General features: G+C 44.6%; 21 protein-coding genes. 6 read left to right on the top strand and 15 right to left on the bottom strand.

The window, feature by feature from the left end; all coding sequences use genetic code 11:
* Positions 1 to 12: 12 nt before the first annotated feature.
* Together pfkA and BUC22_RS06945 are read right to left on the bottom strand one after the other, a co-directional pair.
* On the bottom strand, positions 13 to 969 hold the full coding sequence (pfkA, locus tag BUC22_RS06950) for a 6-phosphofructokinase (protein WP_013381359.1): 957 nt from the start codon (positions 967 to 969) through the stop codon (positions 13 to 15).
* On the bottom strand, positions 966 to 4,484 hold the full coding sequence (locus BUC22_RS06945) for a DNA polymerase III subunit alpha (RefSeq protein ID WP_038350663.1): 3,519 nt from the start codon (positions 4,482 to 4,484) through the stop codon (positions 966 to 968). The genes pfkA and BUC22_RS06945 overlap by 4 nt, the downstream gene beginning before the upstream one ends.
* Positions 4,485 to 4,704: 220 nt before the next feature.
* Between BUC22_RS06945 and BUC22_RS06940 the strand changes: the two genes are divergently transcribed.
* A complete protein-coding gene (locus tag BUC22_RS06940; protein WP_013381362.1) occupies positions 4,705 to 5,646 on the top strand; it encodes an LCP family protein in 942 nt (313 codons plus the stop codon).
* Positions 5,647 to 5,696: 50 nt separating this feature from the next.
* On the opposite strand, the gene BUC22_RS06935 is transcribed toward BUC22_RS06940, so the two are convergent.
* The 9 genes from BUC22_RS06935 to dhaK all read right to left on the bottom strand — a co-directional run bounded on the left by BUC22_RS06935 (position 5,697) and on the right by dhaK (position 14,640).
* Positions 5,697 to 6,419 carry a hypothetical protein gene (locus BUC22_RS06935; RefSeq protein ID WP_013381363.1) on the bottom strand — a complete coding sequence of 241 codons (723 nt, stop codon included), beginning with the start codon at positions 6,417 to 6,419 and terminating at the stop codon, positions 5,697 to 5,699.
* Positions 6,420 to 7,241, bottom strand: a complete 822-nt coding sequence (locus tag BUC22_RS06930) for a tyrosine-protein phosphatase (protein ID WP_013381364.1) — start codon at positions 7,239 to 7,241, stop codon at positions 6,420 to 6,422. It lies immediately after the preceding gene.
* Between the two features lie 12 nt (positions 7,242 to 7,253).
* Entirely contained in the window at positions 7,254 to 7,988 is a 735-nt protein-coding gene (locus BUC22_RS06925; RefSeq protein ID WP_073382625.1) for a CpsD/CapB family tyrosine-protein kinase, read from the bottom strand.
* Complete coding sequence (locus BUC22_RS06920) at positions 7,988 to 8,698, bottom strand: YveK family protein (protein WP_013381366.1); 711 nt, start codon at positions 8,696 to 8,698, stop codon at positions 7,988 to 7,990. The genes BUC22_RS06925 and BUC22_RS06920 overlap by 1 nt, the downstream gene beginning before the upstream one ends.
* Before the next feature lie 120 nt (positions 8,699 to 8,818).
* On the bottom strand, positions 8,819 to 10,693 hold the full coding sequence (locus tag BUC22_RS06915; RefSeq protein ID WP_013381367.1) for a polysaccharide biosynthesis protein: 1,875 nt from the start codon (positions 10,691 to 10,693) through the stop codon (positions 8,819 to 8,821).
* Between the two features lie 184 nt (positions 10,694 to 10,877).
* The gene (locus BUC22_RS21270) at positions 10,878 to 12,269 is read right to left on the bottom strand and encodes a VanZ family protein (RefSeq protein WP_013381368.1); all 1,392 of its coding nucleotides are present in this window, start codon (positions 12,267 to 12,269) and stop codon (positions 10,878 to 10,880) included.
* 184 nt (positions 12,270 to 12,453) lie between these two features.
* The gene (dhaM, locus tag BUC22_RS06900; protein ID WP_013381369.1) at positions 12,454 to 12,837 is read right to left on the bottom strand and encodes a dihydroxyacetone kinase phosphoryl donor subunit DhaM; all 384 of its coding nucleotides are present in this window, start codon (positions 12,835 to 12,837) and stop codon (positions 12,454 to 12,456) included.
* Positions 12,838 to 12,840: 3 nt separating this feature from the next.
* Positions 12,841 to 13,482 (bottom strand): dihydroxyacetone kinase subunit DhaL, encoded by a 642-nt coding sequence (gene dhaL / locus BUC22_RS06895; protein ID WP_013381370.1) that lies wholly within the window; start codon positions 13,480 to 13,482, stop codon positions 12,841 to 12,843.
* 165 nt (positions 13,483 to 13,647) lie between these two features.
* Positions 13,648 to 14,640, bottom strand: a complete 993-nt coding sequence (dhaK, locus tag BUC22_RS06890; RefSeq protein WP_013381371.1) for a dihydroxyacetone kinase subunit DhaK — start codon at positions 14,638 to 14,640, stop codon at positions 13,648 to 13,650.
* 552 nt (positions 14,641 to 15,192) lie between these two features.
* On the opposite strand from dhaK, the gene glpK reads away from it, so the two are divergent.
* The 5 genes from glpK to BUC22_RS06865 all read left to right on the top strand — a co-directional run bounded on the left by glpK (position 15,193) and on the right by BUC22_RS06865 (position 20,748).
* The gene (gene glpK / locus BUC22_RS06885) at positions 15,193 to 16,689 is read left to right on the top strand and encodes a glycerol kinase GlpK (protein ID WP_013381373.1); all 1,497 of its coding nucleotides are present in this window, start codon (positions 15,193 to 15,195) and stop codon (positions 16,687 to 16,689) included.
* 162 nt (positions 16,690 to 16,851) lie between these two features.
* Complete coding sequence (locus BUC22_RS06880) at positions 16,852 to 17,484, top strand: glycerol-3-phosphate responsive antiterminator (protein ID WP_013381374.1); 633 nt, start codon at positions 16,852 to 16,854, stop codon at positions 17,482 to 17,484.
* A 142-nt stretch (positions 17,485 to 17,626) separates the two neighbouring features.
* Positions 17,627 to 19,114 carry an NAD(P)/FAD-dependent oxidoreductase gene (locus BUC22_RS06875; protein ID WP_013381375.1) on the top strand — a complete coding sequence of 496 codons (1,488 nt, stop codon included), beginning with the start codon at positions 17,627 to 17,629 and terminating at the stop codon, positions 19,112 to 19,114.
* 3 nt (positions 19,115 to 19,117) lie between these two features.
* Positions 19,118 to 20,392: an NAD(P)/FAD-dependent oxidoreductase gene (locus BUC22_RS06870; protein ID WP_013381376.1), complete on the top strand. Its 1,275-nt coding sequence runs from the start codon at positions 19,118 to 19,120 to the stop codon at positions 20,390 to 20,392.
* Entirely contained in the window at positions 20,389 to 20,748 is a 360-nt protein-coding gene (locus BUC22_RS06865) for a DUF1667 domain-containing protein (protein WP_013381377.1), read from the top strand. The genes BUC22_RS06870 and BUC22_RS06865 overlap by 4 nt, the downstream gene beginning before the upstream one ends.
* An 86-nt stretch (positions 20,749 to 20,834) precedes the next feature.
* Here BUC22_RS06865 and BUC22_RS06860 read toward each other — a convergent pair whose 3' ends face one another.
* The 4 genes from BUC22_RS06860 to BUC22_RS06845 all read right to left on the bottom strand — a co-directional run bounded on the left by BUC22_RS06860 (position 20,835) and on the right by BUC22_RS06845 (position 24,287).
* A complete protein-coding gene (locus tag BUC22_RS06860; protein ID WP_013381378.1) occupies positions 20,835 to 21,467 on the bottom strand; it encodes a chitobiase/beta-hexosaminidase C-terminal domain-containing protein in 633 nt (210 codons plus the stop codon).
* 141 nt (positions 21,468 to 21,608) lie between these two features.
* The gene (locus BUC22_RS06855) at positions 21,609 to 22,121 is read right to left on the bottom strand and encodes a transcription repressor NadR (protein ID WP_013381379.1); all 513 of its coding nucleotides are present in this window, start codon (positions 22,119 to 22,121) and stop codon (positions 21,609 to 21,611) included.
* A 29-nt stretch (positions 22,122 to 22,150) separates the two neighbouring features.
* A complete protein-coding gene (gene nadC / locus BUC22_RS06850) occupies positions 22,151 to 23,011 on the bottom strand; it encodes a carboxylating nicotinate-nucleotide diphosphorylase (protein ID WP_013381380.1) in 861 nt (286 codons plus the stop codon).
* Positions 22,989 to 24,287 (bottom strand): L-aspartate oxidase, encoded by a 1,299-nt coding sequence (locus BUC22_RS06845; protein ID WP_013381381.1) that lies wholly within the window; start codon positions 24,285 to 24,287, stop codon positions 22,989 to 22,991. Before BUC22_RS06845 ends, nadC begins: the two co-directional genes overlap by 23 nt.
* Positions 24,288 to 24,293 lie beyond the last annotated feature (6 nt).

The raw sequence follows: 24,293 nt of genomic DNA, 5'->3' as shown, positions 1-24,293 counted from the left end.
CTTCTTGAATCGTTAAATGGACAGAATCTTCGCAATTTTATACATATCTTTACGGAAAGCTTTTGGTGTTTCCAGCGCCTCCTCAAGGGGAACCATAATGTACTCGCCCTTGCGCTGCACCACAACATTTCCGGTATTATCGTTAACGATGGCTTCTACTGCTTTATATCCCATAAAGCTCGCAAGATTACGGTCAAAATGAGATGGTGATCCACCTCTTTGGATATACCCTAAATTGGTGCCTTTAGTTGTAACCTGTGTCAATTCCTCGATTTTTTTACAGTAATCACGGTAGCTTCCGCAGCCTTCAGCCAGCATGACAATGCTGTGGAGCTTCCCACGATCCTTGCCTGCCAGCAGCCGGTCACAGATTCCTTCAAGGTTCGTTTCAATTTCAGGGATGATCAATGCCTCCGCGCCGACTGAGAAGCCCGCATACAGGGCAATATCCCCGCAGGTACGTCCCATGACCTGCACCACATTGATCCGGTTGTGGGAAAAGGTGGTGTCGCGGATTTTTCCAATGGCTTCAATGGCTGTGGTCACAGCGGTGTCAAAGCCGATGGTAAAATCACTGGCGCCAAAGTCATTGTCGATGGTGCCGGGAATTCCCACAACGCTCACACCCAGCTTTTTCAGTGCCAGCGCGCCGCTCAGGCTCCCGTCCCCGCCGATGATAATCAGATGCTCAATGCCATACTCTCTCAGAACCTCTGCTGCGCGTTTCTGTCCTGCCTCTGTCGGGAAAAACTCACTTCTGGAGGTTCTTAAAATGGTACCACCCTTTTGCAGAATATCTGCGACTGAATAGACGTTTAATGGGCTGATATCTTTATCCAGCAGTCCTGCATAACCGCGATTGATGCCGTAAACATCAATTTTATGATAAATGGCTGTCCGGACAACTGCCCGGATCGCCGCGTTCATTCCTGGTGCGTCACCACCACTCGTTAAAATACCAATCTTCATTTGAGTACCTCCACTTTATTCTGCCCTAGAATTGCTTCCAGGTTATTTATTAATTCATCACAGACGCTTACCCACAGGTTTTTATCTGCGCCAAATTTTTTATGTTCCTTTTCAAAATGCAGCTCCACCGGTACCGGACCCGGTGTTTTCATTAAAACGGATTTAATCTCTTTTAGCAAGGGCTTTTGTGTAAAATCTGTAAAATGAATGACCAGCTTCTCCTTCTTTTCAGCCGGCGCATACGCTGTTCTTTCCTCTTTCACCTGCGGAATATCCGTTTTAAGGCTGAGAGGATAGACCTGCTCACAGATTACAGAAACATTCATTTCTTCATTATAATTTATCTTACCTCTCACAATCACCGCGTGGTCCACGGTCAGAAGAGGACGGTATTTTTCCAATGTATTGGGGAATACAACCACCTCCAGGCGGCCGTATAAATCCTCCAGTGTCATGAAAGCCATCAGCTTGCCATTGCGGGTGATCTGGTTTTTGACATCATCAATGAGTCCGCCAATGATTACCGCGCCGCCGTCCCTGATCCCAGAATCCCTCAGGTCCTCGTAGCTGTCAAGCATACTGCTGTTAAGGTTTGTCTTTTCTTTTAAGGTATTCTCATATTTTTCAAGGGGATGCCCCGTAACATACAGGCCGAGCACCTCTTTCTCCAGCGCCAGCCGCTGTTCCTTGGTAAAGGGTGCGACATCGGGTAAAAAGTCCTCCTTCAGGCTGCTGTTTCCGCCAAAATCCAGCAAGGATATCTGGCCGGCAAGGCGGTCACGCTTCTCACGCTGCACCTGATCCACCATCCGCTCTGCACCAAGTAAAAGCTGGGCGCGGGTACTTCCGGTATAGTCAAAGGCGCCGCTTTTGATCAGGCCTTCCACCATGCGTTTATTCAAAGCCTTTAAATCGACTTTCTCACAGAAATCCCGAAAGCCTTTGAAAGCGCCATCGGTCTCTCTGGCATTTACAATGGACACAATGGCATTTTTCCCAAGTCCCTTAATGGCCCCTAAGCCAAAACAGATCTTATTGTTTTTTACAGAAAACTTGTCATAGCTGACATTCACATCCGGCGGCAGCACCTTGATGTCATTTTTACGGCAGTCCTCAATATATTTAGATACCTTTTTTTCATCGTCCATCACAGAGGACATTAACGCCGCCATAAATTCTGTCGGATAATAGCATTTGAGCCAGGCAGTCTGGTAGGCGATAACCGCGTATGCAGCGGCATGTGATTTGTTAAAGGCGTATTTGGCAAAATCCTTCATTTCCGCGTATATCTGTTCTGCCACATTTTCCGGCACGCCCCGGCGTACCGCGCCGTCAATGACGGTCTCGCCGTTTTCATCCACCTCGCCGTGGATAAAAACTTCACCTTCCTGATTCATGACATCAATTTTCTTTTTCGACATGGCACGGCGGACCAGGTCACTTCTGCCCATGGTAAAGCCTGCCACATCCCTGAATATCTGCATAACCTGTTCCTGGTAAACCATACATCCATAAGTAACATCCAGAATTGGTTCCAAAATCGGATGAAGATAGGTAATGGCTTCCGGACTTTTTTTATTCTCAATATATCTGGGGATCTGATCCATCGGACCAGGGCGGTAAAGCGAGATTCCGGCAATGATGTCCTCGAAATGCTCTGGCTGCAGATCTCTCATAAAAGCGATCATCCCTTTGCTCTCAAGCTGAAATACCCCAAGGGTGTCTCCCTTGGACAGCATCTTATAAACCTTGGGGTCTTCGAGATCAATGTTGTCTAAATTGATGTTCATCCCCTGGCTGTGTTTTATATTTTCAAGGGCGTCCCGTATAACCGTCAAGGTTCTCAAACCCAGGAAATCCATCTTTATAAGCCCGAGGTCTTCCAAGAGTCCCATGGGAAACTGGGTGGTAATCATGTCTCCGTTCCTGTAAAGCGGAACATACTCCATCAGCGGCTTATCTGAAATAACCACACCAGCCGCATGGGTGGAGGCATGACGTGCCAGACCCTCCATGGATTCGGCCATATCCAGAAGCTTGGAAACCTCCGGATCGTTTTCCTTCATCTTCCGAAGCTCGCTGTTTTCTTCCAGAGCCCTTTCAATCGTAATATTCTGCCCTGGGTGCATCGGAATTTCTTTGGCTACCTTATCCACCGCATTGTAGGGCATATTCAAAGCTCTTCCCACATCACGCACTGCACCTCTTGCCGCCATGGTACCAAAGGTAATAATCTGCGCCACATGGTCTGCGCCATATTTTCTGATCACGTAATCAATGACTTCCTGTCTTCGTTCATAGCAGAAATCACAATCGATATCGGGCATCGTGATTCGTTCAGGGTTTAAAAACCGCTCAAACAGCAGGTTGTATTTGAGGGGATCCAGTGTCGTGATATCCAGCCCATAGGCCACAAGGCTTCCCGCGGCGGACCCACGGCCTGGTCCGACCATGATGTCATGATCCTTGGCGTATTTAATAAAATCCCAGACAACCAGGAAATAATTGTCAAAGCCCATGGAATGGATCACATCCAGCTCATAGTCCATGCGTTCCTTTATTTCTGGCGTAATCTCCTGATACCGGGCCTTAAGTCCTGCTTCACAAAGCTTTCTCAGGTAACCACCCGCAGAGGGTTCTCCCTCTGGAAGTTCAAACTCAGGCAAATGGGCGCTTTCAAGGTCAAAACTCACGTTGCAGCGCTCGGCAATTTTGTTGGTATTCTCAATGGCCTCCGGCACATCAATGAATAACCGGGACATTTCATCTGGGGATTTCAGATAAAATTCATTATTTGGAAACCGCATCCGCTCCTCATCGTCCACAGAAGCCGCTGTCTGAATACACAGCAATATATCGTGGGCTTCGGCATCCGCTTTCCGGACATAATGGACATCATTGGTCGCTACCAGAGGAATGTCATATTTTTTAGAAAAGTCAATGAGCACCTCATTGACCTGCGCTTCCTTCTGCATACGGTGATCCTGTATTTCAAGGAAAAAATTTCCCTTTCCAAAAATATCCTGATACATCTGACAGATTTCATTTGCTTTCTGCAGCTGTCCTTCAATGATCAGTCTTGGAATTTCCCCGCCAATGCAGGCCGACAGACAAATAATGCCTTCATGGTGCTTTCTTAAATATTCATGGTCAACCCTGGGTTTATAGTAAAATCCATCAATAAAGCCTTCAGATACGACTTTCATCAGATTTTTATAGCCATCGTTGTTTTCGGCCAGCAGCACCAGATGATATGGATTGGTGTCAATATTACCTTCCTTTTGGTCAAGACGGCGGGGAGAAACATAAACCTCGCAGCCGATAAGCGGCTTGATGCCTTCCTCCAGGCATGCTTTGTAAAAATCGACCGCGCCAAAAAGCACCCCGTGGTCTGTAAGCGCGAGACTTTTCATTTCCAAATCCTTTGCTTCTTTCACGAGCTGCTTAATTCTTCCAAAACCATCTAAAAGGCTAAATTCACTGTGGACATGTAAATGTGTAAATTCAGATTCGATCTGTATTCCCTCCTTTCTTTGTTATTTTCCAATAATTTCTCATATTATATCACATTACGAAAACAAAATACACCCCCTATTGTCCCAGATGGATAATATTGTTCCCGGTTACAATTGCATTTTTCAAAGTTCCTGTTAAATAATTTGAATTATAATAGAAAGCGCAGTGGAGATATGGTATAATTGTCAATTATAAAATAAATAAGGAGTGTCTTTTTATATGGGAAAAAACAAAGCCGGCGGCATGAGCACCGGAAAAAAAGCAGCTTTGATCATTGTAGCTGTCATTTTTGCTCTTATCTTGGGGGGTGGCTTATATGCCTACTCATACATTCAGAATACCATGAACAAAATGGATAAGGTTGATATTTCAGATAATGCTCAGGATCTGGGTATTACTGAAAACAAAAACGGAGAGATTGTCAACATTGCGCTCTACGGTATCGACGCCGCTGAAGGCGAGACTGGCCGTTCCGACTCGATCATGATCCTGACTTTAGACAATGTCCATAACCGCATCAAGCTGACCTCTGTCATGCGTGACTCTTATGTTGATATCGCAGGCCACGGAATGGATAAAATCAACCACGCTTATGCATTTGGCGGCCCTGAGCTCGCAATCCGCACGCTCAACGAAAATTTTGGTCTGAACATCACAGACTTTATGTCCGTCAATTTTACCTCAATGCCTGAAATCATCGATATGCTCGGCGGCGTCAGCATTGACATCACTGATGAAGAAATCGCGACCGGCCAGATTCCAGGACTTTACCAGTCCGGTACTCAGCTTTTAACCGGTGAGCAGGCTTTGGCTTATTCCAGAATCCGTTATGCCAGCGGCAATGACTTTAAACGAACTGAACGTCAGCGGACTGTCCTGAATGCGCTTGTCATAAAAATGATCCAGCAGCCTGTAACCAGCTATCCAGGCCTGATCAGTGATCTTGCCCCTTATATCACCACCAGCCTTTCTAACCAGGAAATGCTTGATATGACTGCCAAATACGGTTCACTTGCCAAGCAGGGGATCCGGCAGAATCGTTTCCCGCAGGATGATGACGCCAATGGGCAGATGATTGATGGTGTGTACTATCTGGTATTTGATATTCCAACGGTCCGTGAAAAAATGGATGCCTATATCTTTGAAGATCAAAGTGTCTGATAAACACTGTTAAAAAAAAGAACACCACATTGGGTGTTCTTTTTTTAGCTTTAATAATTATTTGTAAAGGTAAAGGTTGAGCTTGCTCCCTTACTGTCTGTAACCACCACTGTGTGTTTTCCAGACATATAGCTCGTCACCGTGCCAATGACCTCCATTGCCTCGCCGTCAAGCGTAACAGATGTAATCTGCTCCGGGCTGCTGTATGCCAGGGTTACAAACTCAGAACTGACAGTTCCCCCATTTATAAGCCCGGCTGGTGTCTGCGCTGTAATCGCAGGTCCCTGCTGCACCTGTGCTACCTCACCTGTATAAGGCTCAGATTTAATGTCAGAAGCTTTTTTTCCGCCTTCTTCAGAGATAACCACATTAGGATCAATGGAAAACCTTAAGACGGCTTTACTGCCATTATTATCTTCCACAATGATCTCATAACTGCCTGGATTAGACAGAAGAGCCTCCGTTACCTTTTCCTGGGACTGCGGATCGTTCAAAGATGTTCCGTTGACAAAAGCATCCTTTAAATCAGAAGCCTTAAACGCGACAGACACATCGCCATTTGTCACATTGTTCTCATTAAAAAGATTATTTGAGGTAATCGTAATCGTTGGCGCAGTGGTTTTATCCGTATTTTGTACAGTGGTAGCCGGCTGGTTCGCATTTGCTGCGACTTTCTTTTTGCCGTCATTGTTCCAGGTTTTTAAACCATACACAATAAGGACACAAAACACCACAAACAAAATAACAATCACTGTATTTTTTACATGTTTCATTTACTGAATCCCCACCCCTCCTAAACGTTTTTTGCCAGTCTTCCTAAATGAAGGGAAAAAATGATGTTTTTTCTTAGGGCTGTATTCGACCGGACTACACTCAATCGTCCCTTTATTGCTAAGAACGATTGCCGGATTTAAATTCATAATTTGCTCAAACTTTTTACGCCCAACAATTTCTTCCGCACGTTCTAATGCTCTTTCCATCAGTTCGTAGCTCTTAACACGGTGTGCGTCGCTGGCCAGAAACTGGACCATATTGTGCTCCAGCATGATCTCGGCAGTCTCTTTCGACGCACTTCCGTAAAACCCTGTCAGGCTCAATGCGTTTGTTTGTATATAGGTTCCTTTATCTATAAAGTCCAATAATACATTGGGATTTTCCCTTACAAAATCATATCTTTCAGGGTGTGCTAAAATCGTTGAGTACCCCTTAGCCTGTAACCGGTAAAGAAATTCCTGCAAATGCTCGACACTTGAATCATGCCGCATGGTTTCCACTAAAAAATAATTGCTTTTGTTCAGGGTGGTAAACTCACCTGCTTCAACCATTTGTATCATATCCGGTTCATAATAGAGCTCATTTCCCAAAAACAGCTGTATATTGATATTTTCTTCCGCAACTGCTTTTATCAAAGCTTTCAATCTTTTTTTGTTCTCAGCAACTCTGGAAACAAAATTTGTATAGCTCATATAGTGTGGTGTTAGAACCACACCTCGGAAACCTATCCGCTCCGCAACTCTGAGCATTTCAAGACTGTTTTCAATTGTTGGGGAACCATCATCGATACCGTATAGCACATGCGTGTGTATATCAATCATACTGTCTGCCCCTTACTTTCCTCTTTTTTCTTTGATTTTCCGATGCTTCTTCTCTTTCTTGCTTTGATGTTGGTCTTCCTCGTAAGCACTGTAATAATAGTAGTAACCGCTGCGTTTACTTACTGGAGCATTATTCGCTACGACACCGACAATATTTCCATTGACATTGCGCAGTGTTTCAAGGGCCATGCGCACCCCTTCCTTATTTGTCACGCTGATTGCCGCAACTACAATATAACCATCTGTTACATGCGAAAGAACCGCAGCATCTGTTACAACGCCAACCGGCGGCGCATCAATCAAGATATAATCAAAAGCCAGTTTAAACTGGTTAATTAATTCAATAAGCCGCTTGCTGGCCAGAATTTCCGAAGGGTTCGGCGGGATAGGCCCTGAAGAAATCATAAAAAGATTCTCCACATCGGTTGTCTGGATCGCTTCTGTTGGTTCACATTCTCTTAAAAGTATGTTTGTCAGTCCTCGTTTATTGGGCTGTTCAAACAAACGGTGAATTCTGGGGCGACGCAGGTCACAGTCAATCAAGAGCACTTTCTTTTTTGACTGGGCAAGTGCAACAGCATAATTCGCAATAATTGTCGACTTCCCTTCACCTTTACCTGTACTTGTGATCGTCAGAACCCTCAGTTCCTCATCAATATCCGCAAATGTAATGTTGGTACGCATATTCCTGAAGGCTTCAGAGATAGGGCCTTTAGGAGATTTATAGGTAATTATGGAATCCTTCATTATTTTTTACCTCCTTCAGAATGGGTCATCAGCTCTTCAGAATGTGGTATAACCGCAACAACCGGTACCCCATCAATGAGCTCTTTTAATTCTTCAACAGATTTAACACTGGTATTAAGCATTTCTCTGATAAAGATAATGAAAACACTCACAACAATACCAAGCAAAAAGGCAATCGCAACATTCAGTTTTAAATTCGGAGAAACTGGAGTGGAGTTGACCTCTGCCGCATCGACTACCTGTAAATTACTGATCTTCATCAATTCGCCGATATTGGACATGAATACTTTCGCTGTTTCATTGGCAATACTGGCTGCCTCTACAGGGTCCTCATCTGTAACTGTAATCTTTATCAGCTCCGTATCATTAACGGTTGTGACATCGATCATTTTGGACAGCTGTCCATCGCTTAAATCAAGGTTTAAATTATTTTCAACCTCTGAAACAACACTCTTACTCTTTGCGATTTCACTGTAGGTGCCAACTAATTTCTGGTTAGTCAATACTTCATTGTAGTTCGCATTGGCATTTGTATCAGAATAGCCTTCTGATTTACCAATCATTAATGTTGTGTAGCTGCTGTACTCTTTGTTCATAAAAAAGATGGTAAACACTGAAACCACAATCATAAAACACAAGGTTAAAATGACAATAAATTTCCAGTTTTCCTTTAACATATCCAGTATGTCATGTAAACTAATCTCTTCCATCAAAATTTTCCCTTCATTATTTTGTATACTTTAAATTATAACTATTTTATTATAACAAAAACAATTATAACTTAAAAAAGAAAGAGATACAAGGAATTTTTATATTCCTTGTATCTCTTTTTAAATAGCAGTTTCACGGTTTGGGTGATAGTCTGGAACGATTACTTTCAATTGGTCAATCACCTCAGACATTGTTCCACCATCGACAATTTGTTTCAATTTTTCAAGCTCATCACATATTACTATTTCATCAAAAACCTCTGGCTTTTCAACAAAAATATCTTTATACCGTGTTTTATCAAATTCAGCCATATCGTAAGAAAGCTCTTCGTATAATTTTTCCCCCGGCCTCAATCCTGAAAAGACAATCGGCATCTCTGTGTAAGGCTCATAGCCTGAGAGGCGGACCATACGCTCAGCCAAATCCTTAATTTTAACCGGTTCTCCCATATCCAGCACAAAGATTTCTCCACCATGGGCGATACTGCCAGCCTGAAGAACCAGCTGTGTTGCTTCGGGAATGGTCATGAAAAACCTTTCTATATCGGGATGGGTAACTGTCAGCGGTCCTCCATTTGCAATTTGTTCTTTAAATATGGGAATAACGCTGCCATTGCTTCCGAGGACATTTCCAAAACGAACAGCGACGAACTCCGTTTGATTATGCTGATCGTAAAGCTGAATCAGCATTTCACAGATGCGCTTGGTTGTTCCCATCACATTGGTTGGCTTAACAGCCTTGTCTGTGGATATCTGCACAAATTTTTCAACTTGATACTCAACACAGGCGTCCAACACGTTTCTTGTCCCAAAAATGTTGTTTTTTACCGCTTCCTTTGGCGTCTTCTCCATCAGCGGGACATGCTTATGCGCCGCCGCGTGGAAGACTACCTGCGGACGATAACGTTCAAACAGGCTGTTGACACTGGCTTTATCGCGAATACTTGTAATCTCCAGATCCAGGCGTATGCCATAGCCACTTTCAATTTCCAGTTCGTGGATATAACGCCGCAGCTCCAGTTCCAAATAATACAGTGTATTCTCATAAATATCCAGTATAACAAGCTGCTTCGGCTGGTACTTGATAATCTGCCGGCAAAGCTCAGAGCCGATAGAGCCCGCACCACCCGTCACCAGCACCACTTTGCCCCTGATAAACTCAGAAATGACACTTTTATCCAGATGGATTTCATCCCGGTCCAGTAAATCCTCTATCTGCAGATCTCTTAACTTGCTGAGGCTGACGTCATAATTCAGGATATCATCAAAGCTGGGTAAAACCCGGACTGGACGTCCTGTCTTATGGCAGATCTCCGCGATTTCATTCATTTCCTTTTTCGGAACAGACGGCAGCGCAATAATGATTTCGTTGACCTGTTCATCCTCGACAATATCGGGAATATCTTCTCGGCCGCCTAAGACTGTCAAACCATTGATTTTCTTTTTCTGTTTATAGACATTGTCATCCACAAAACCAACGACATAACTTTTCATTTCGCCTGCCGCCAGCTCCCTCAGAATCTTAATACCCGCTTCTCCTGCGCCGACAATCAGTACATTCCTGCTGTTTCCCTTACCTCCGACGCCTTGTTTTATGCGCCTGCCTGTCCGATAAAAAATGCGGATTGCGCCTACCATGATCAAATCAAACACAAATGACAGAATCTGAACAGTTGTCGGAACCCCTGCACCGATGGCAAAGTACAGCACAAAGGTCAGAATGTTCGCAAGAATAACAGAAAAGGTGATCTGCCAGAGCTCCTCAATACTTGCATAGCGCCAGAGGGTGTTGTACATACCAGTGATAAAAAAAACAACCACCTTAATGCCGATCCCCATGGCTAAAAACCAACGCGCGCCACTGACAAAATTAAAGGGAATTTTGAAATTGTAAGTCAGCAAAAACGCGAATAAATAGGATAAAAAGAGTACCACAGCATCCAAAAAAATCAGGAATGCGACACGTACTGCCATATCCTTGGAATCTTTTTTCATTAACTTCTCCCATGCTCTCAGACATATTAAAAGCATTATTGTTTTAATCAATAATGCCTTCTAATTAATTTATTTATAAGTGATTATACTATTAAACAACCAATAAATCAATTTTTTATTTTATAAATCATCTATTTTTTGTGCTGTTAATTTCAACAGCACTGTCCAATGTTGAGAAGTCATTTTACTGAAGCTTTTCCAGAGTTATTAAGCATATTTCCGGATTATCCAGGATTCGTACCGGTATGGTTCCGCTGCTGCCAATCCCTCTGTTTACAAACATAACCTTGTCGCCCATATGATAGTCGCCTGCATAATACTGCGGCCAGAGACTATACTCCGGTGAAAACATTCCGCCCTTAAACGGCACATAGATCATTCCGCCGTGGATATGGCCCGATAACGTCAGATCTGCCCCCCAGTTAGCATAAGCTTCAAAATAAAGTGGGTTATGGGCCATCAAAACTACAAACCTTGAATTCTCTGCCGGACCAATCAATTCCTCAATATGCTCTGATTTCAGCTTGAGCTTATCAAAATTTGGATTTCTTCGATCTCTGTAATAGGTCATCTCTGTTTCCAAACCATACAGATCTATGCTCTCACCGTCTTTATACAAAACGACCTTCTCATTGTCAAGACGAACAACGCCCAGCTCTGCAATCTGCTCAAAATATACACCTGCACTTTTGGGATCTGTTACTTCATCAACAGTTTCATGGTTGCCTGCCGCATAGTAAATCGGAATATCCGGGTCTATCTTTGGAATCAGCTCTAAAAACACCTCTCCATCATCATCCTGGGCGGCATTCAGCATATCACCGGTTGCCACAATAATGTCCGGCTTTAACGCACTGATCGTTTTTGCCAGCCCTTCGTTATTATCTGGAAATTTTTTTGAGTGAAAATCCGATATCTGCAGTATTTTATAGCCATCGAAGGCTTCCGGTATATCCGCTGATTTCATGGTATATTTTGTGGTCACCAGGATATTCTTACCGAGATACAGGTAAAGGCAGCATAAAACAATCACAAAGATAACACCAGCAATCCCCCAAAGAATTCCGTGAATACGGATGTCACGGACGGCTTCTTTCCATGGTCTGCCATTCTTAATGCGCCTTACCCAGTTGATAAAAATAACAAAGCCGATCCCCAAAAGCGCTCCAACAGTATCAATACATACGTCTCTGAATTCGCAGCTTCTGCCTGGAACATAACGCTGGTGAAATTCATCGGTGCACGCATAAAGGAAACAAACCGCAACAGTCATCAAAAAACGTTTTTTCCGGCTGACCTTTTTTCCGATTGCTGTGTATACTAATATGCCTAAAACAAAGTAAATGGAGGCGTGCGCTGCCTTCCTGACAAAAAAACCGATCCAAAATTGCAGATGATTCAGCTCTACCTGCCGTATATCTGGAAAAATAGTCTTGATGGCATGGAGTATCACACCGACGACACTCCCGCTTAAGGAGGATGACTCTGTAGAATTCTGCGCCGAAAACATGAAGATAAGACCCATCCATACAACCACGCTTATCCAGAGAACTACTTTTTTTTGCTTTTCATTCATACCACACTCATTCTTATCCTTTTACACAATATATTTTTTTCTCATATTTTCCCAATAGTATCATACTTTTAATAGGGTTTCAAGAATAATGACCTCTCAATTACAATTCATCAAAAAAGAAAAAGGACCGTGCTTAAACATACGGTCCTGAACTTTCCTTCATTAAATAATAATTAGAAGATAATTAAAATTTTGGCTGAGTTTTTGCCTGCGCTAAAACGTCCATAATCTGTTCCATTGAAGAGCCAATTGAAGCTTCAACCGCTCCAAAGATTGTTCCCTCAACAACAGGAGTATCGACAATTTTAATCTTTTCAGGATTGTCAGACATCTCGATGGCCATTTCAGAGGTCATGATGGCTGACCCCATATCGACTAACATAATAACGCCATCATCGGACATAACTTCATTGATGGCATTGGTGATCTTTTCCATATCAGTGCCAATGCTCCCATCCTGAAGACCGCCTGCCGCTGCAATCTTTGCATCAGCCGCCATCTGTAGCGCCAGTTCCTTAGCGCCTTCCGCTACTTTTTGTGAGTGTGATACAACAACGATTCCTACCATGGTTTACGCTCCGGCCTGTTCTCCGGCCTCTTTCGCTGCCTGAATTAAATAGGTGATGGAGGTTGCTCCAGGGTCCTGGTGTCCGATGCTGCGTTCGCCCAGATAACTTGCGCGGCCTTTGGTTGCGATGATTGTTTTGGTATACTCGACACCGTCCCATGCAGCAGCTTCAGCATCCGCCAGTGCGTCCGCAATGCCTTTTCCTTCACCAACAGCTTTATCATAGGCTTCTTTGGCTGGTACAATGGCATCGAGCATGGTTTTTTCACCCGTGGTAGACTTACCGCGCTGTTTAATCCCTTCAATGGCGGCTTCCAGAGCTGCGCTGATATCCTCAGCGGTCAGCTCATCCTTTCCCTTAGAGGTCATTCCAGCCTTCATAAACGCAGTGCCGTACAATGGCCCGGATGCGCCGCCAACAGTGGAAACCAATGTCATGCCAACACCCTTTAAGATGTCGTCAATGTTCTTTTCTTCAAATGTTGGCAATTTTTCTTCAACGGCTTTCATGCCACGGCTCATGTTAATACCGTGGTCACCATCACCGATGGCCTGATCCATATCGGTTAAAGCCTGACGGTGTTCCTGCATTTTATCATTAAACAGGTGAATAAAAGTTAATACATTTTCTTTTGTTGCTGCCATAATTAATTCCTTTCTACGATTAAAAGAAACACAAAGACACAGAGCCGGAGGTTCCGTGCGGTTTTCTCCATATCCTCCATGTCTCTGTGTTATTTTTAATATGCTCTAAAATGACAGGCCGGTTAGGCCTGTCATTATAATATCATATCTAATTTAAAGAATTATTTAAAACTGTGTTAATGCAATGGTATCTGCCGGCGCGTTCAGCAGTTCCTTCATTTCGTCGTCCAGTTTTAACAGACTGATGGAAGCCCCAGCCATATCGATGGAGGTCATGTAGTTGCCAACAAAGGTTTTGGCAATCTTAATGCCTTTTTCGGTCAATACATCGTGAACGCGTTTGTTGAGAATGTAAAGTTCCATCGCAGGTGTTGCACCACCGCCGTTAACCATAACAGCAACTTCGGAACCTGAGTAGTCAATATCTGCTAAAATCTTTTCAAGCAGATGGTCAACGATTTCGTTCGCCGGTCTTAAAGCTTCGCGGTGAGTTCCCGGTTCGCCATGGATACCAATACCGATTTCCATTTCATCTTCTGCCAGTTCAAAGCCTGGTTTTCCTGCCGCAGGAACGGTTGATGGTTTGATGGCAACGCCCATGGTACGTACATTGGCGATAACTTTTTCAGCAACAGCTTTAACATCGGCTAAAGAAGCGCCTGCTTCTGCCTTTGCCCCAGCAATTTTATGAACAAAAATAGTTCCGGCAACGCCGCGGCGGCCAGTCGTATAAAGGCTGTCCTGTACTGCAACGTCATCGTTGGTAACAACAGAAGCCACTTCAATACCGTCACCTTCTGCCATTTCAGCAGCCATTTCAAAATTCATGACATCACCAGTGTAATTCTTAATGACTAATAATACACCGTTTCCGGCATCAACTGCTTTGATTGCTTCGTAAACCTGATCCGGTGTTGGAGAGGTATATACAGCGCCAGCTACCGCGGCATCCAGCATTCCTCTGCCGACAAAACCGCCGTGAGCTGGTTCATGTCCGCTGCCGCCGCCGCTGACAAGCGCTACTTTTCCTTCTTTTTTATCTGCTCTTACCAGTACGTCTAAACCTTCAAGGCGTTTGACATAATCCGGGTGGGCATCGACGATCCCTTCAAGCATCTCGTTTTCAACGTTTTCAACATCATTGATAAATTTTTTCATAAGAATTCCCTCCTAATGAACTTTGGTTATTTAATTTATACTATATCACAGTTTTACCCAATTGATAAGTTAATTTTTCAATTGGCAAAATTTTATGTTTGTTGAACAAAAAAACACTCTTTTCATCTATGAAATGATTTTTTGGGGATTCCTGATTATTTCTGAAAAAAATTCAGAATCCGCTTAAAGCCCCTTAAACAGGCGCCTTTGGGGTTTGTTAAAAAATTAACTTTGTTTTTAGATTGTAAATCCTTTACACAATATCCATATTGTGCTATAATATCATTAAATCGAACTGAGTGCGACGTATCCTATATAATAGTGATGTAATCGCAGACATGTCAGTAGAATTGTTGTTATCTAAATATTGGGCAGGAGTCTAGGAGGGCCATACTTTCGCATTGCATAAAAAGAATATGTTAATGTTGTTAGTTTGTGCCTTTTTTTAATGAAAACTGTACCATTTATTAACATTTGATTTATTTATGCTGATAGTATCTCAGAAGCATAATTAAATAAATATATTTTAATTTATTTTAGGGGGTTATACTTATGTCTAAAAAGTATGTATTAGCACTGGATGCCGGAACCACAAGTTCAAGAGCGATTTTATTCAATCATGAAAGCGAAATTGTAAGCGTTGCACAGAAAGAATTTACTCAGATTTATCCAAAGCCAGGTTGGGTTGAACATGATCCAATGGAAATTTGGGCTACTCAGAGTGGTGTTGTAAGTGAAGCAATGGCAAAAGTTGGCGCAACCGCTGATGATATCGCTGCGATCGGTATTACAAACCAGCGTGAAACCACCGTTGTTTGGGATAGAAAAACAGGCGAACCTGTATATAATGCAATTGTTTGGCAGTGCCGCCGTACCGCCAGCTATGCTGATGACTTTAACGCCATTCCTGGCTTCGCTGATTATGTTCAGGACAATACCGGTCTTATTCTTGACCCTTACTTCTCCTCCACTAAGTTATTATGGATCTTAGACCATGTTGAAGGCGTTCGCGAAAGAGCTGAAAAAGGCGAATTAGCATTTGGTACCATTGACACATGGCTGCTCTGGAAATTAACTGAAGGCAGAGTTCACGCAACAGATTACTCTAACGCTTCCAGAACCATGCTTTTCAATATCAAATCACTCAAATGGGATGAAAAATTATGTTCTGAATTCAAATGCCCAATGTCTTTATTACCTGAAGTTAAACCTTCCTCCGGTGTTTTCGGAACCACTACCTTATTTGGTGGCGAAATTCCAATTGCCGGTATCGCTGGTGACCAGCAGGCAGCTCTCTTTGGACAGGCTTGCTTCGAACCTGGTATGGCTAAAAATACCTACGGTACAGGCTGTTTCCTGTTAATGAACACAGGTGAAAAATTCGTTAAATCTACAAACGGTCTTTTAACAACCATCGCATGGGGCCTTGACGGACAGGTTGACTACGCACTTGAAGGTTCTATCTTCGTTGCTGGTGCTGCTATCCAGTGGCTGAGAGATGAATTAAAGATCATCGATACTTCCCCAGACTCCGAACATTTCGCTAAGAAAGTTCCAGATACAAACGGTGTATACATGGTACCTGCTTTCACCGGCCTGGGTGCTCCGCATTGGGATGCTTACGCTCGTGGCGCAATTGTTGGTTTAACACGTGGCGCAAACAAATGCCACTTAATCCGTGCAACTCTTGAATCTTTAGCTTACCAGACAAAAGACATTCTGGATGCTATGGAAAAAGACTCCGGCGTATCTCTGAAATCTCTCAAAGTTGACGGCGGCGCATGTAACAATGATTTCTTAATGCAGTTCCAGGCAGACATCCTTGGTGTTCCAGTAGACAGACCGTCTATCGTTGAAACCACCGCTATGGGTGCTTCCTACTTAGCTGGTTTAGCTGTAGATTTCTGGCATGGCAAAGAAGAAGTTACCGATGCATGGAAGATCGACAGAACCTTCGAACCAATGATGGATTCTGAAGTTCGCGCTAAACTGTACAAAGGCTGGGTAAAAGCTGTAGAATGTGCAAAAGGATGGGAAGAAGCTGAATAAGCCTCTTTATTATCAAAAGTAAAAATGAATGGTTTTTGTCGGGGAGTTTTCGGACTTTCCCGACAAAAACTTTAACAAAAGTACAAAAAGTCTAAAAAAACTATTTACCTCCGAATGCCTTTATGCTAGAATACAGGCATAGATGAGTCTAAGGAGGACCTAATGTCGACAAGAAAATGTTTTCTTATGTTTCAAGCGAATCCGATCATCGCCGCTGTCAGAAATCCCAAGGATATTCACGATGCCATCGCATCAGACACGCAGATTATCTTTTTACTGGGCGGAAACATCTACAACCTCAAAAAAATGGTTGAGTATGTGAACCATGCCGGTAAGTATGCCTTTGTCCATCTGGATCTTATCAAAGGATACGCGCAGGATAATTATTTTATCAAATATCTGAAGGAAGAGATCAACCCTACTGGCATTATCTCAACGAAGAATTCTCTCGTTGCCCGTGCTAAGCAGGAAGGTCTGATGACCATACAGCGTTTATTTTTATTGGACTCGTCCGCCATGGACGTTTCCATTAACTCGGCAAAAAAAATCCGGCCTGACGCCGTTGAGATTTTGCCCGGACTCGTTCCCAAGATTATCCACAGTGTAAAAAAGGAGCTGACGGTTCCAATCATCACTGGCGGGTTTATCGAGACAGAAGAAGAGGTTCGTTCTTGCATCGACGCTGGTGCGATCTCTGCCAGTACCTCATATAAGCCGTTATGGGACGCCTTTTCAAGCATAAAAAATGAGCAAAATAATAGAGAAGATGAACCCCTTAAACCTGAGGGAGAATAAAAAACTAAATCAATGGCAATGGAGAGCCGCACTAATTTTCTTAGTATTTCAAATTTCTGAGAAGATTGTGTGGTTTTTTTATTGAACAACTAACTTTGTCTATATTTTTAAATATATTATAACAAATCAAGGAGGATTTATTATGTATGATATCGCTATTATAGGCGCTGGTATTGCCGGTTCCTACATAGCCCGGGAGTTATCCCGCTTTCAGTTGGATGTGGTTCTGTTGGACGGAGAAAATGATGTGGGAAATCAGATTACCATGGCGAATTCAGCTATCGTTCATGCTGGTTTTGATGCGCCTTCCTATAAATTAAAGGGTAAATTTAATGCACCTGGAAACATCATGTACGAAAAGGTGTGTGCTGACCTGGATGTTCCGTACAAACGCACCGGTTCCCTGGTCGTTGCCCATACTGAGCACGAAATGATGAAGCTCCACGAACTCTATCAGAATGGTCTGGTTAATGGTGTTCCGGATATGCGTATCCTGTTCAAGGATGAAGTTCATGAAATGGAACCAAACATCAACCCTGATATCTGCGGTGCTTTATACGCTGGTACTGCCGGCCTGGTTTCACCTTTCGAATTATGCGCCAAGGTTGCTGAAAATGCAGTTGACAATGGTGTTACACTTAAATTGAACCATCTGGTAACCAATATCCAGAATAAAAATGGTTCCTTCTTAATTAAAACCACTGGCGAAGACATTGAAGCCAAAATTGTTGTCAACGCTGCCGGTGTTTATGCGGATGACATCTATAAGATGGTTGGAGAACCTTACTTCAAACTTTTAGCGCGTAAGGGCAACTACTTCATCTTTGACAAAGAAGTTGGCGGACTGGTTAACAACGTTATCTTCCCATGCCCAACTAAAAACGGTAAGGGTATCCTCGTTGCCCCAACCGTACATGGCAACCTGTTAATCGGACCAGATGCTTCCCCTGTTGAAAAAGGTGATATCTCCACCACACAGGATAAGCTTGACTACATTAAGGAAAATGCGTTGAAGAACTGCCCAACCTTAAAGAACAGCTTCAACAAAATTATCCGTTCTTACGCCGGTACAAGAAACACACCGGTTGCGGATACCTACACGACCACAGACGGCGACTTCATCATCGAAGAATCTCCGGTTAAAAATTTCGTCAACTTTGCTGGCTACGAATCTCCAGGCCTGACCTCTATTCCGGCTGCCGGCTGGTATGTTGTTGAAGAAATCATTATCCCAATGCTCGAACGCCAAGGCATCGATGTAAAAGAAAATGAAAACTTCAATCCTAAAAACAGAAAGCACGTTTACTTTAACGAACTGTCTGAAGAAGAAAAACGTGAGCTGATCGCTAAAGATCCTAAATACGGTAAGGTTATCTGCCGTTGCGAAACCATCACAGAAGGCGAAATCCTTGACGTTATTCACCGCAGTGCCGGTGCAACCACTGTTAAGAGTGTTAAAAAACGCTGTCGTGCCGGTATGGGACGCTGCCAGGGCGGTTTCTGTTCTCCGAGAGTCGTCGAAATCTTAGCCCGGGAACTGGACTGTGAAATGGATGATGTTATGTACGATTCAAAGGACAAGGCATATATCCTGTGCGGAAAAACAAAATCTAACGGGGAGGAAGCATAAGCAATGATTTATGATGTAGTTATTTTAGGCGGCGGCCCTGCTGGCCTTGCTGCGGCTGTAGAAGCAAAAAAAGACGGTGCTGAAAATGTGCTGATTCTGGAACGTGACCGCGAACTCGGCGGTATCCTGAACCAGTGTATCCATAACGGATTCGGCTTACATACATTTAAAGAACAGTTAACAGGCCCTGAATATGCAGAACGTTATATTGACCAGGTTGTTGAACTGGGAATTCCCTATGAGCTTAACACCATGGTTCTTGACATGGAAGACAAGGGCGACACTAAAATCGTCCACGCCATCAATGAAGAAGACGGCTATACAGCCATTGAAACTAAATCGGTTATCCTGACCATGGGCTGCCGCGAACGTACCTCCGGCGCTATTGGCATTCCGGGCTACCGCCCCGCTGGTGTTTTCACTGCCGGTACCGCGCAGCGTTTCATCAACATGGAAGGCTACATGGCGGGTAAGGAAGTTGTAATCCTGGGTTCCGGCGATATCGGACTCATCATGGCACGCCGTATGACGCTGGAAGGCGCTCATGTGCAGGCTGTCTGTGAATTAATGCCTTATTCAAATGGTTTGGTTCGTAACATTGTGCAGTGTCTGGATGACTATGATATTCCATTGAAGTTATCCCACACCATCACCTTTATCCACGGCAAGGACCGTATCGAAGGCGTTACTGTCATGCAGGTCGGTGATGACCGCAAACCAATTCCTGGAACAGAGGAATTTATCCCATGTGATACCCTGCTCTTATCCGTTGGTTTGATTCCTGAAAATGAAATCTCCCGCAACGCAGGCGTTGATATTGATGGCCGCACCAGTGGTCCGGTTGTCGGAGAACTGCGTGAAACCAGCATGCCTGGCGTGTTTGCCTGCGGTAATGTTGTACATGTACATGACCTGGTTGACTTCGTATCCGAAGAATCCGTACTTGCTGGTAAAGGCGCTGCCAAATATATCAAGGGTGAATTATCCACAGAAACAAACTTTGACACCGTCAATGGTGAGGGTATCTCCTATGTCGTGCCGCAGCATGTATCCTTGGCCAATATGGACGATGCTCTGACCTTCTACATGCGTGTCCGCAACGTCTATGCCGACAGCGTTGTCAATGCCTATATTAACGGTGAAAAGATCGCTACCAAAAAAGCCAGAAAATTCCTGCCTGCTGAAATGGTAAACTTCAATATCAAAAAAGAAGTACTGGAAAAATACCCAAATGGTAAAATAGAATTTATTGTCGAACCGAAGGAGGCAAAAAAATGAAAACTAATGTAACATGTATTTCATGCCCTTTAGGATGCCAAATGGTCGTTGAAGAAAAAGACGGCAAATACACTGTAACGGGCAACACCTGTAAAAATGGTGAGAAATATGGGATTGAAGAAGTTACCAATCCTAAACGTGTGATCCCGACCACTGTGGTGATCAACGGCGCTTTAATGGCTCGTCTGCCTGTCAAAACAGCTGACGCTGTGCCAAAGGGTAAAATCTTTGATGTCATGAAAGAAATCGACAAAATTGTTGTCGATGCTCCTGTCAAAATGGGCGATGTCATCATTAAAGACGTCTTAGGCACTGGTGTGGATGTTGTTGCGACTAAAACCATGCCGCGCGTATAAATCCTCGTTCTTTACCTACTAATCTCTTATACATAAAAAGAACCGCTCAATTGGGCGGTTCTTTTTATTATTGGCTGATCAGCCACTTATTCCTCTTCTTCATCCACGGGCTGGTAGGTAGTCCCGTTGATAACCAGGGAACCATCTTCCCAGATGGCGTTGGCGTCAATATCGTATTTAGCCTCCTTACCATCATTATTGATGTAAGTAAGGGTCGCCTTTAACGGGTCCTCGTCGCTGGACATTGTAATGGTATAGGGCGAACTGCCGGCATCTGAGCCGTTCTGCCATTCAAGTGAGCGGTCCTGGTTAAAGATGATTTTGGAATCGCCGCTCTGGTAGGTGCCTCGTATATAGGATGTAAACATCAGCGCACCCGAGCTTTGATCGGTCTGTTCCATGTTTTTAATGGTGTAGGTAGCCTCAACGACCTTCCCCTTACTGCTGCCTTCCTTGGTGTAGGCCTTTAGAGTTGAGCCATAGTTGATCTTCAGTGGCATTTCAGGATTGTATTCATTTCCGCCGTCCCTTGGGTCAGAGCCGTCCAGGGTGTAATAAATCGTTCCGGTTCCGGCATTTGAAAGGGTGATTTCCTGTTCGCCATAGTATTCTCCTGATTCCAGAGATATTTTTGTGGTCAGATCTTTCCCGCAGCCGCTGAGCGCCGGGATCAGGAGCAAAAGAATCATAAAAAGTGCGATTAAATGTCTCTTTTTCATTTCTTACCTCTTTTCCTTGATGATTCTATTATATAACGGTTTCATCAAAAAAGAAACCCTTATTTAATGTCATTTATACCCATTCGGCTCTTTTGAGAACAATGAAAAAAGCAGAAGCATTTAGCTGCTTCTGCTTTATTTTTATTCAACGCCTATAAGAATACCTGCACTTTGCAGGGCCTCCTCGACCTCATCCAGAATACTCTCAGAGTCTGCTTCCACGGTGTGATAATGTTCTCCGCCAGTAATATCGGTCAGAGGTTTTACTCCATGGTTTTTGACCTTGTCCACAAAGAGGCGCACATCCCGCCTGGAAAACACATTGAGCTCAGCTTCGATTTTACCGTAAATAGCATGTCTGACAAAGACATCCACAGCCCTTGCGCCCGCATCCACGATACGGTTAAGCTCATCCTCGATCTGGCCGGGGCCGTGGCAGACTTTAAAGACCCGGCTGACATAGGCAGGCTGAGTCATAATATAGCCTCGGTGTGTGGAGATAATGCCTGGGCAGCTCGCACGGATCAGGGCAATATCCTGAACGATAACCTGCCGGCTGACATGAAACTTTTTTCCCAGAAAGGCGCCGGATACGGGAGCTTTGGTGGTCCTGAGCACATCCATAATTTCTCTGCGCCGCTGTTCTCCGTCCAAATAATCACCAACCTTTCTTTTCGTGTATTCTATACTCTGACGGGCCTGAGATTTTTGAGTGAAAAGTCCAGAATCGGTGCGGAATGTGTCAGCGCACCGCAGGAGACATAATCAACACCAATCTTGGCAATCTCGGCCAGACGCTCAAGGGTAACATTGCCCGAGCACTCGGTCTCGGCGCGGCCGTCAACCATGGCCACTGCCCTTCTCATGGTCTCGTTATCCATGTTATCCAGCATGATAATGTCCGCTCCGGCCTCAAGGGCTTCTTCCAGCATCTCAAGATTTTCAACCTCTACCTCAATCTTGCGCACAAAGGAAGCGTATTCCTTTGCCATCGCCACTGCTTTTTTAACACTTCCGGCAGCACCGATATGGTTATCCTTCAGCAGAATACCGTCGGACAGGTTATAGCGGTGGTTGTAGCCGCCGCCGACCTTGACAGCGTACTTTTCAAAAACACGCATATTTGGCGTAGTCTTACGCGTATCCAGCAGCTTTGTCCGGCTGCCCTCCAGCACATCGGCCAGACCTCTGGTATAAGTGGCGATGCCGCTCATACGCTGGAGAAAATTCAGGGCCGTCCGCTCGCCGGTGAGCAGGCAGCGGATATCACCGGTGACAACACCGATAACGGTCCCCTCTGACACCTTGTCGCCATCCTCATAGTAAAGCTCAAAGGCCGCAGTATCGTCTAAAAGCTCGAATACCCTTCTGAAAACACCAATGCCAGCCATCACACCGTCCTGCTTACAGATGAGCTCTGCCCTGCCCTGCCTGGGCTCACGCATGACCGCGTTTGTGCTAATGTCCTCACTGGTCACATCCTCCCGCAGGGCGCTCAGTATTGCCTCGTCAACATTTATTTTAATTGTTGCACCATTGTTCATAAAAATGTGTGTCCTCTCTCTTAATTTCCTCTAATATCAATGATTTGTAATCTGGAACCACCTGAGGCGCTGACAGCACCCTCGGTGATGGCAGGCCAAAGGCCAGGCTGTGCCGCGGCTCTGCCGCAATATGCCGGGCTGCCCTTTCGGCAAAGACCAGGCTCTCCAGCAGAGAGTTGCTGGCGAGGCGGTTGGCCCCGTGAACGCCGTTGCAGCTGGTTTCCCCCACCGCGTACAGATTCTCAAAAGAAGTACGGCTGTCCAGATCAACCTCAATGCCGCCCATAAAATAGTGCTGGGCCGGCGTGACGGGTATGGGCTCCCTTGTCATATCGTAGCCCTCTTCCAGACAATGCCTGTAAATATTTGGAAACCGCCCCTTAATGGCCTCCGCCCCGAGATGGACGACGGATAAACGCACATACTCCCTGTGGTCGATGGCCTTTTGCTTCTCGATAGCCTCAGTCAGCAGATCTCTGGGAAGCAGCTCATTGACAAAGCGATCGCCCCTGGCATTTAACAGAATACCGCCCTCTCCCCTGACCGATTCGGAGATCAGAAAAGAACGGCCCGGCTTCTGGGAATACAGGGTGGTGGGATGGATCTGGATGTAATTGATGTTTTTCACCGCAATGCCATGCCGGATGGCAATGCCCAGAGCGTCCCCGGTGATGTGGGGATAGTTGGTGGAATAGCGGAACAGGCCGCCCAGGCCGCCTGTTGCCAATACAATGTTTTCCGCGCAAAGCGGGAAGATTTCCCCTGTTTTGCTCCGGGCCACAATGCCAGAGCACCGGCTGTTTTCACAGATCAGGTCAATCATGGTGGTAAACTCGTGAAACTCGATGTTTCTGCGGGTTTTTACCTGTTCCAGCAGCTTGCTGGTGATCTCCCGGCCAGTCACATCGTCGTGATACAGGATTCTGGGGGTAGAGTGGGCACCCTCGCGGGTAAAGGCAAACTCACTGCCCTCATGTCTGAAATCCACCCCATAGCGGACCAGCTCGTCAATGATATGGGGCGAGCTGTTGATCATCATCGATACGGCCTGTGGGTCATTCTGGTAATGGCCGGCTTTCATGGTATCCTCGTAATAGCTTTTATAGTCCTCAGGACTCTTCAGCATACAGATACCGCCCTGGGCCAGGAAGGAATCGCTGTTTTCAGCCTCATCCTTGGTAATCATGATAATTCTCAAATTCTGGGGCAGCTTAAGGGCACAGAACAGACCTGCCGCTCCGGTTCCGACGATAATAACATCGGCATGATTCTTCATTTTCAC

The sequence above is a fragment of the Eubacterium callanderi genome, from assembly GCF_900142645.1.
GTDB lineage: Bacteria > Bacillota > Clostridia > Eubacteriales > Eubacteriaceae > Eubacterium > Eubacterium callanderi.
This window is presented reverse-complemented; position numbering and strand designations above follow the sequence as displayed.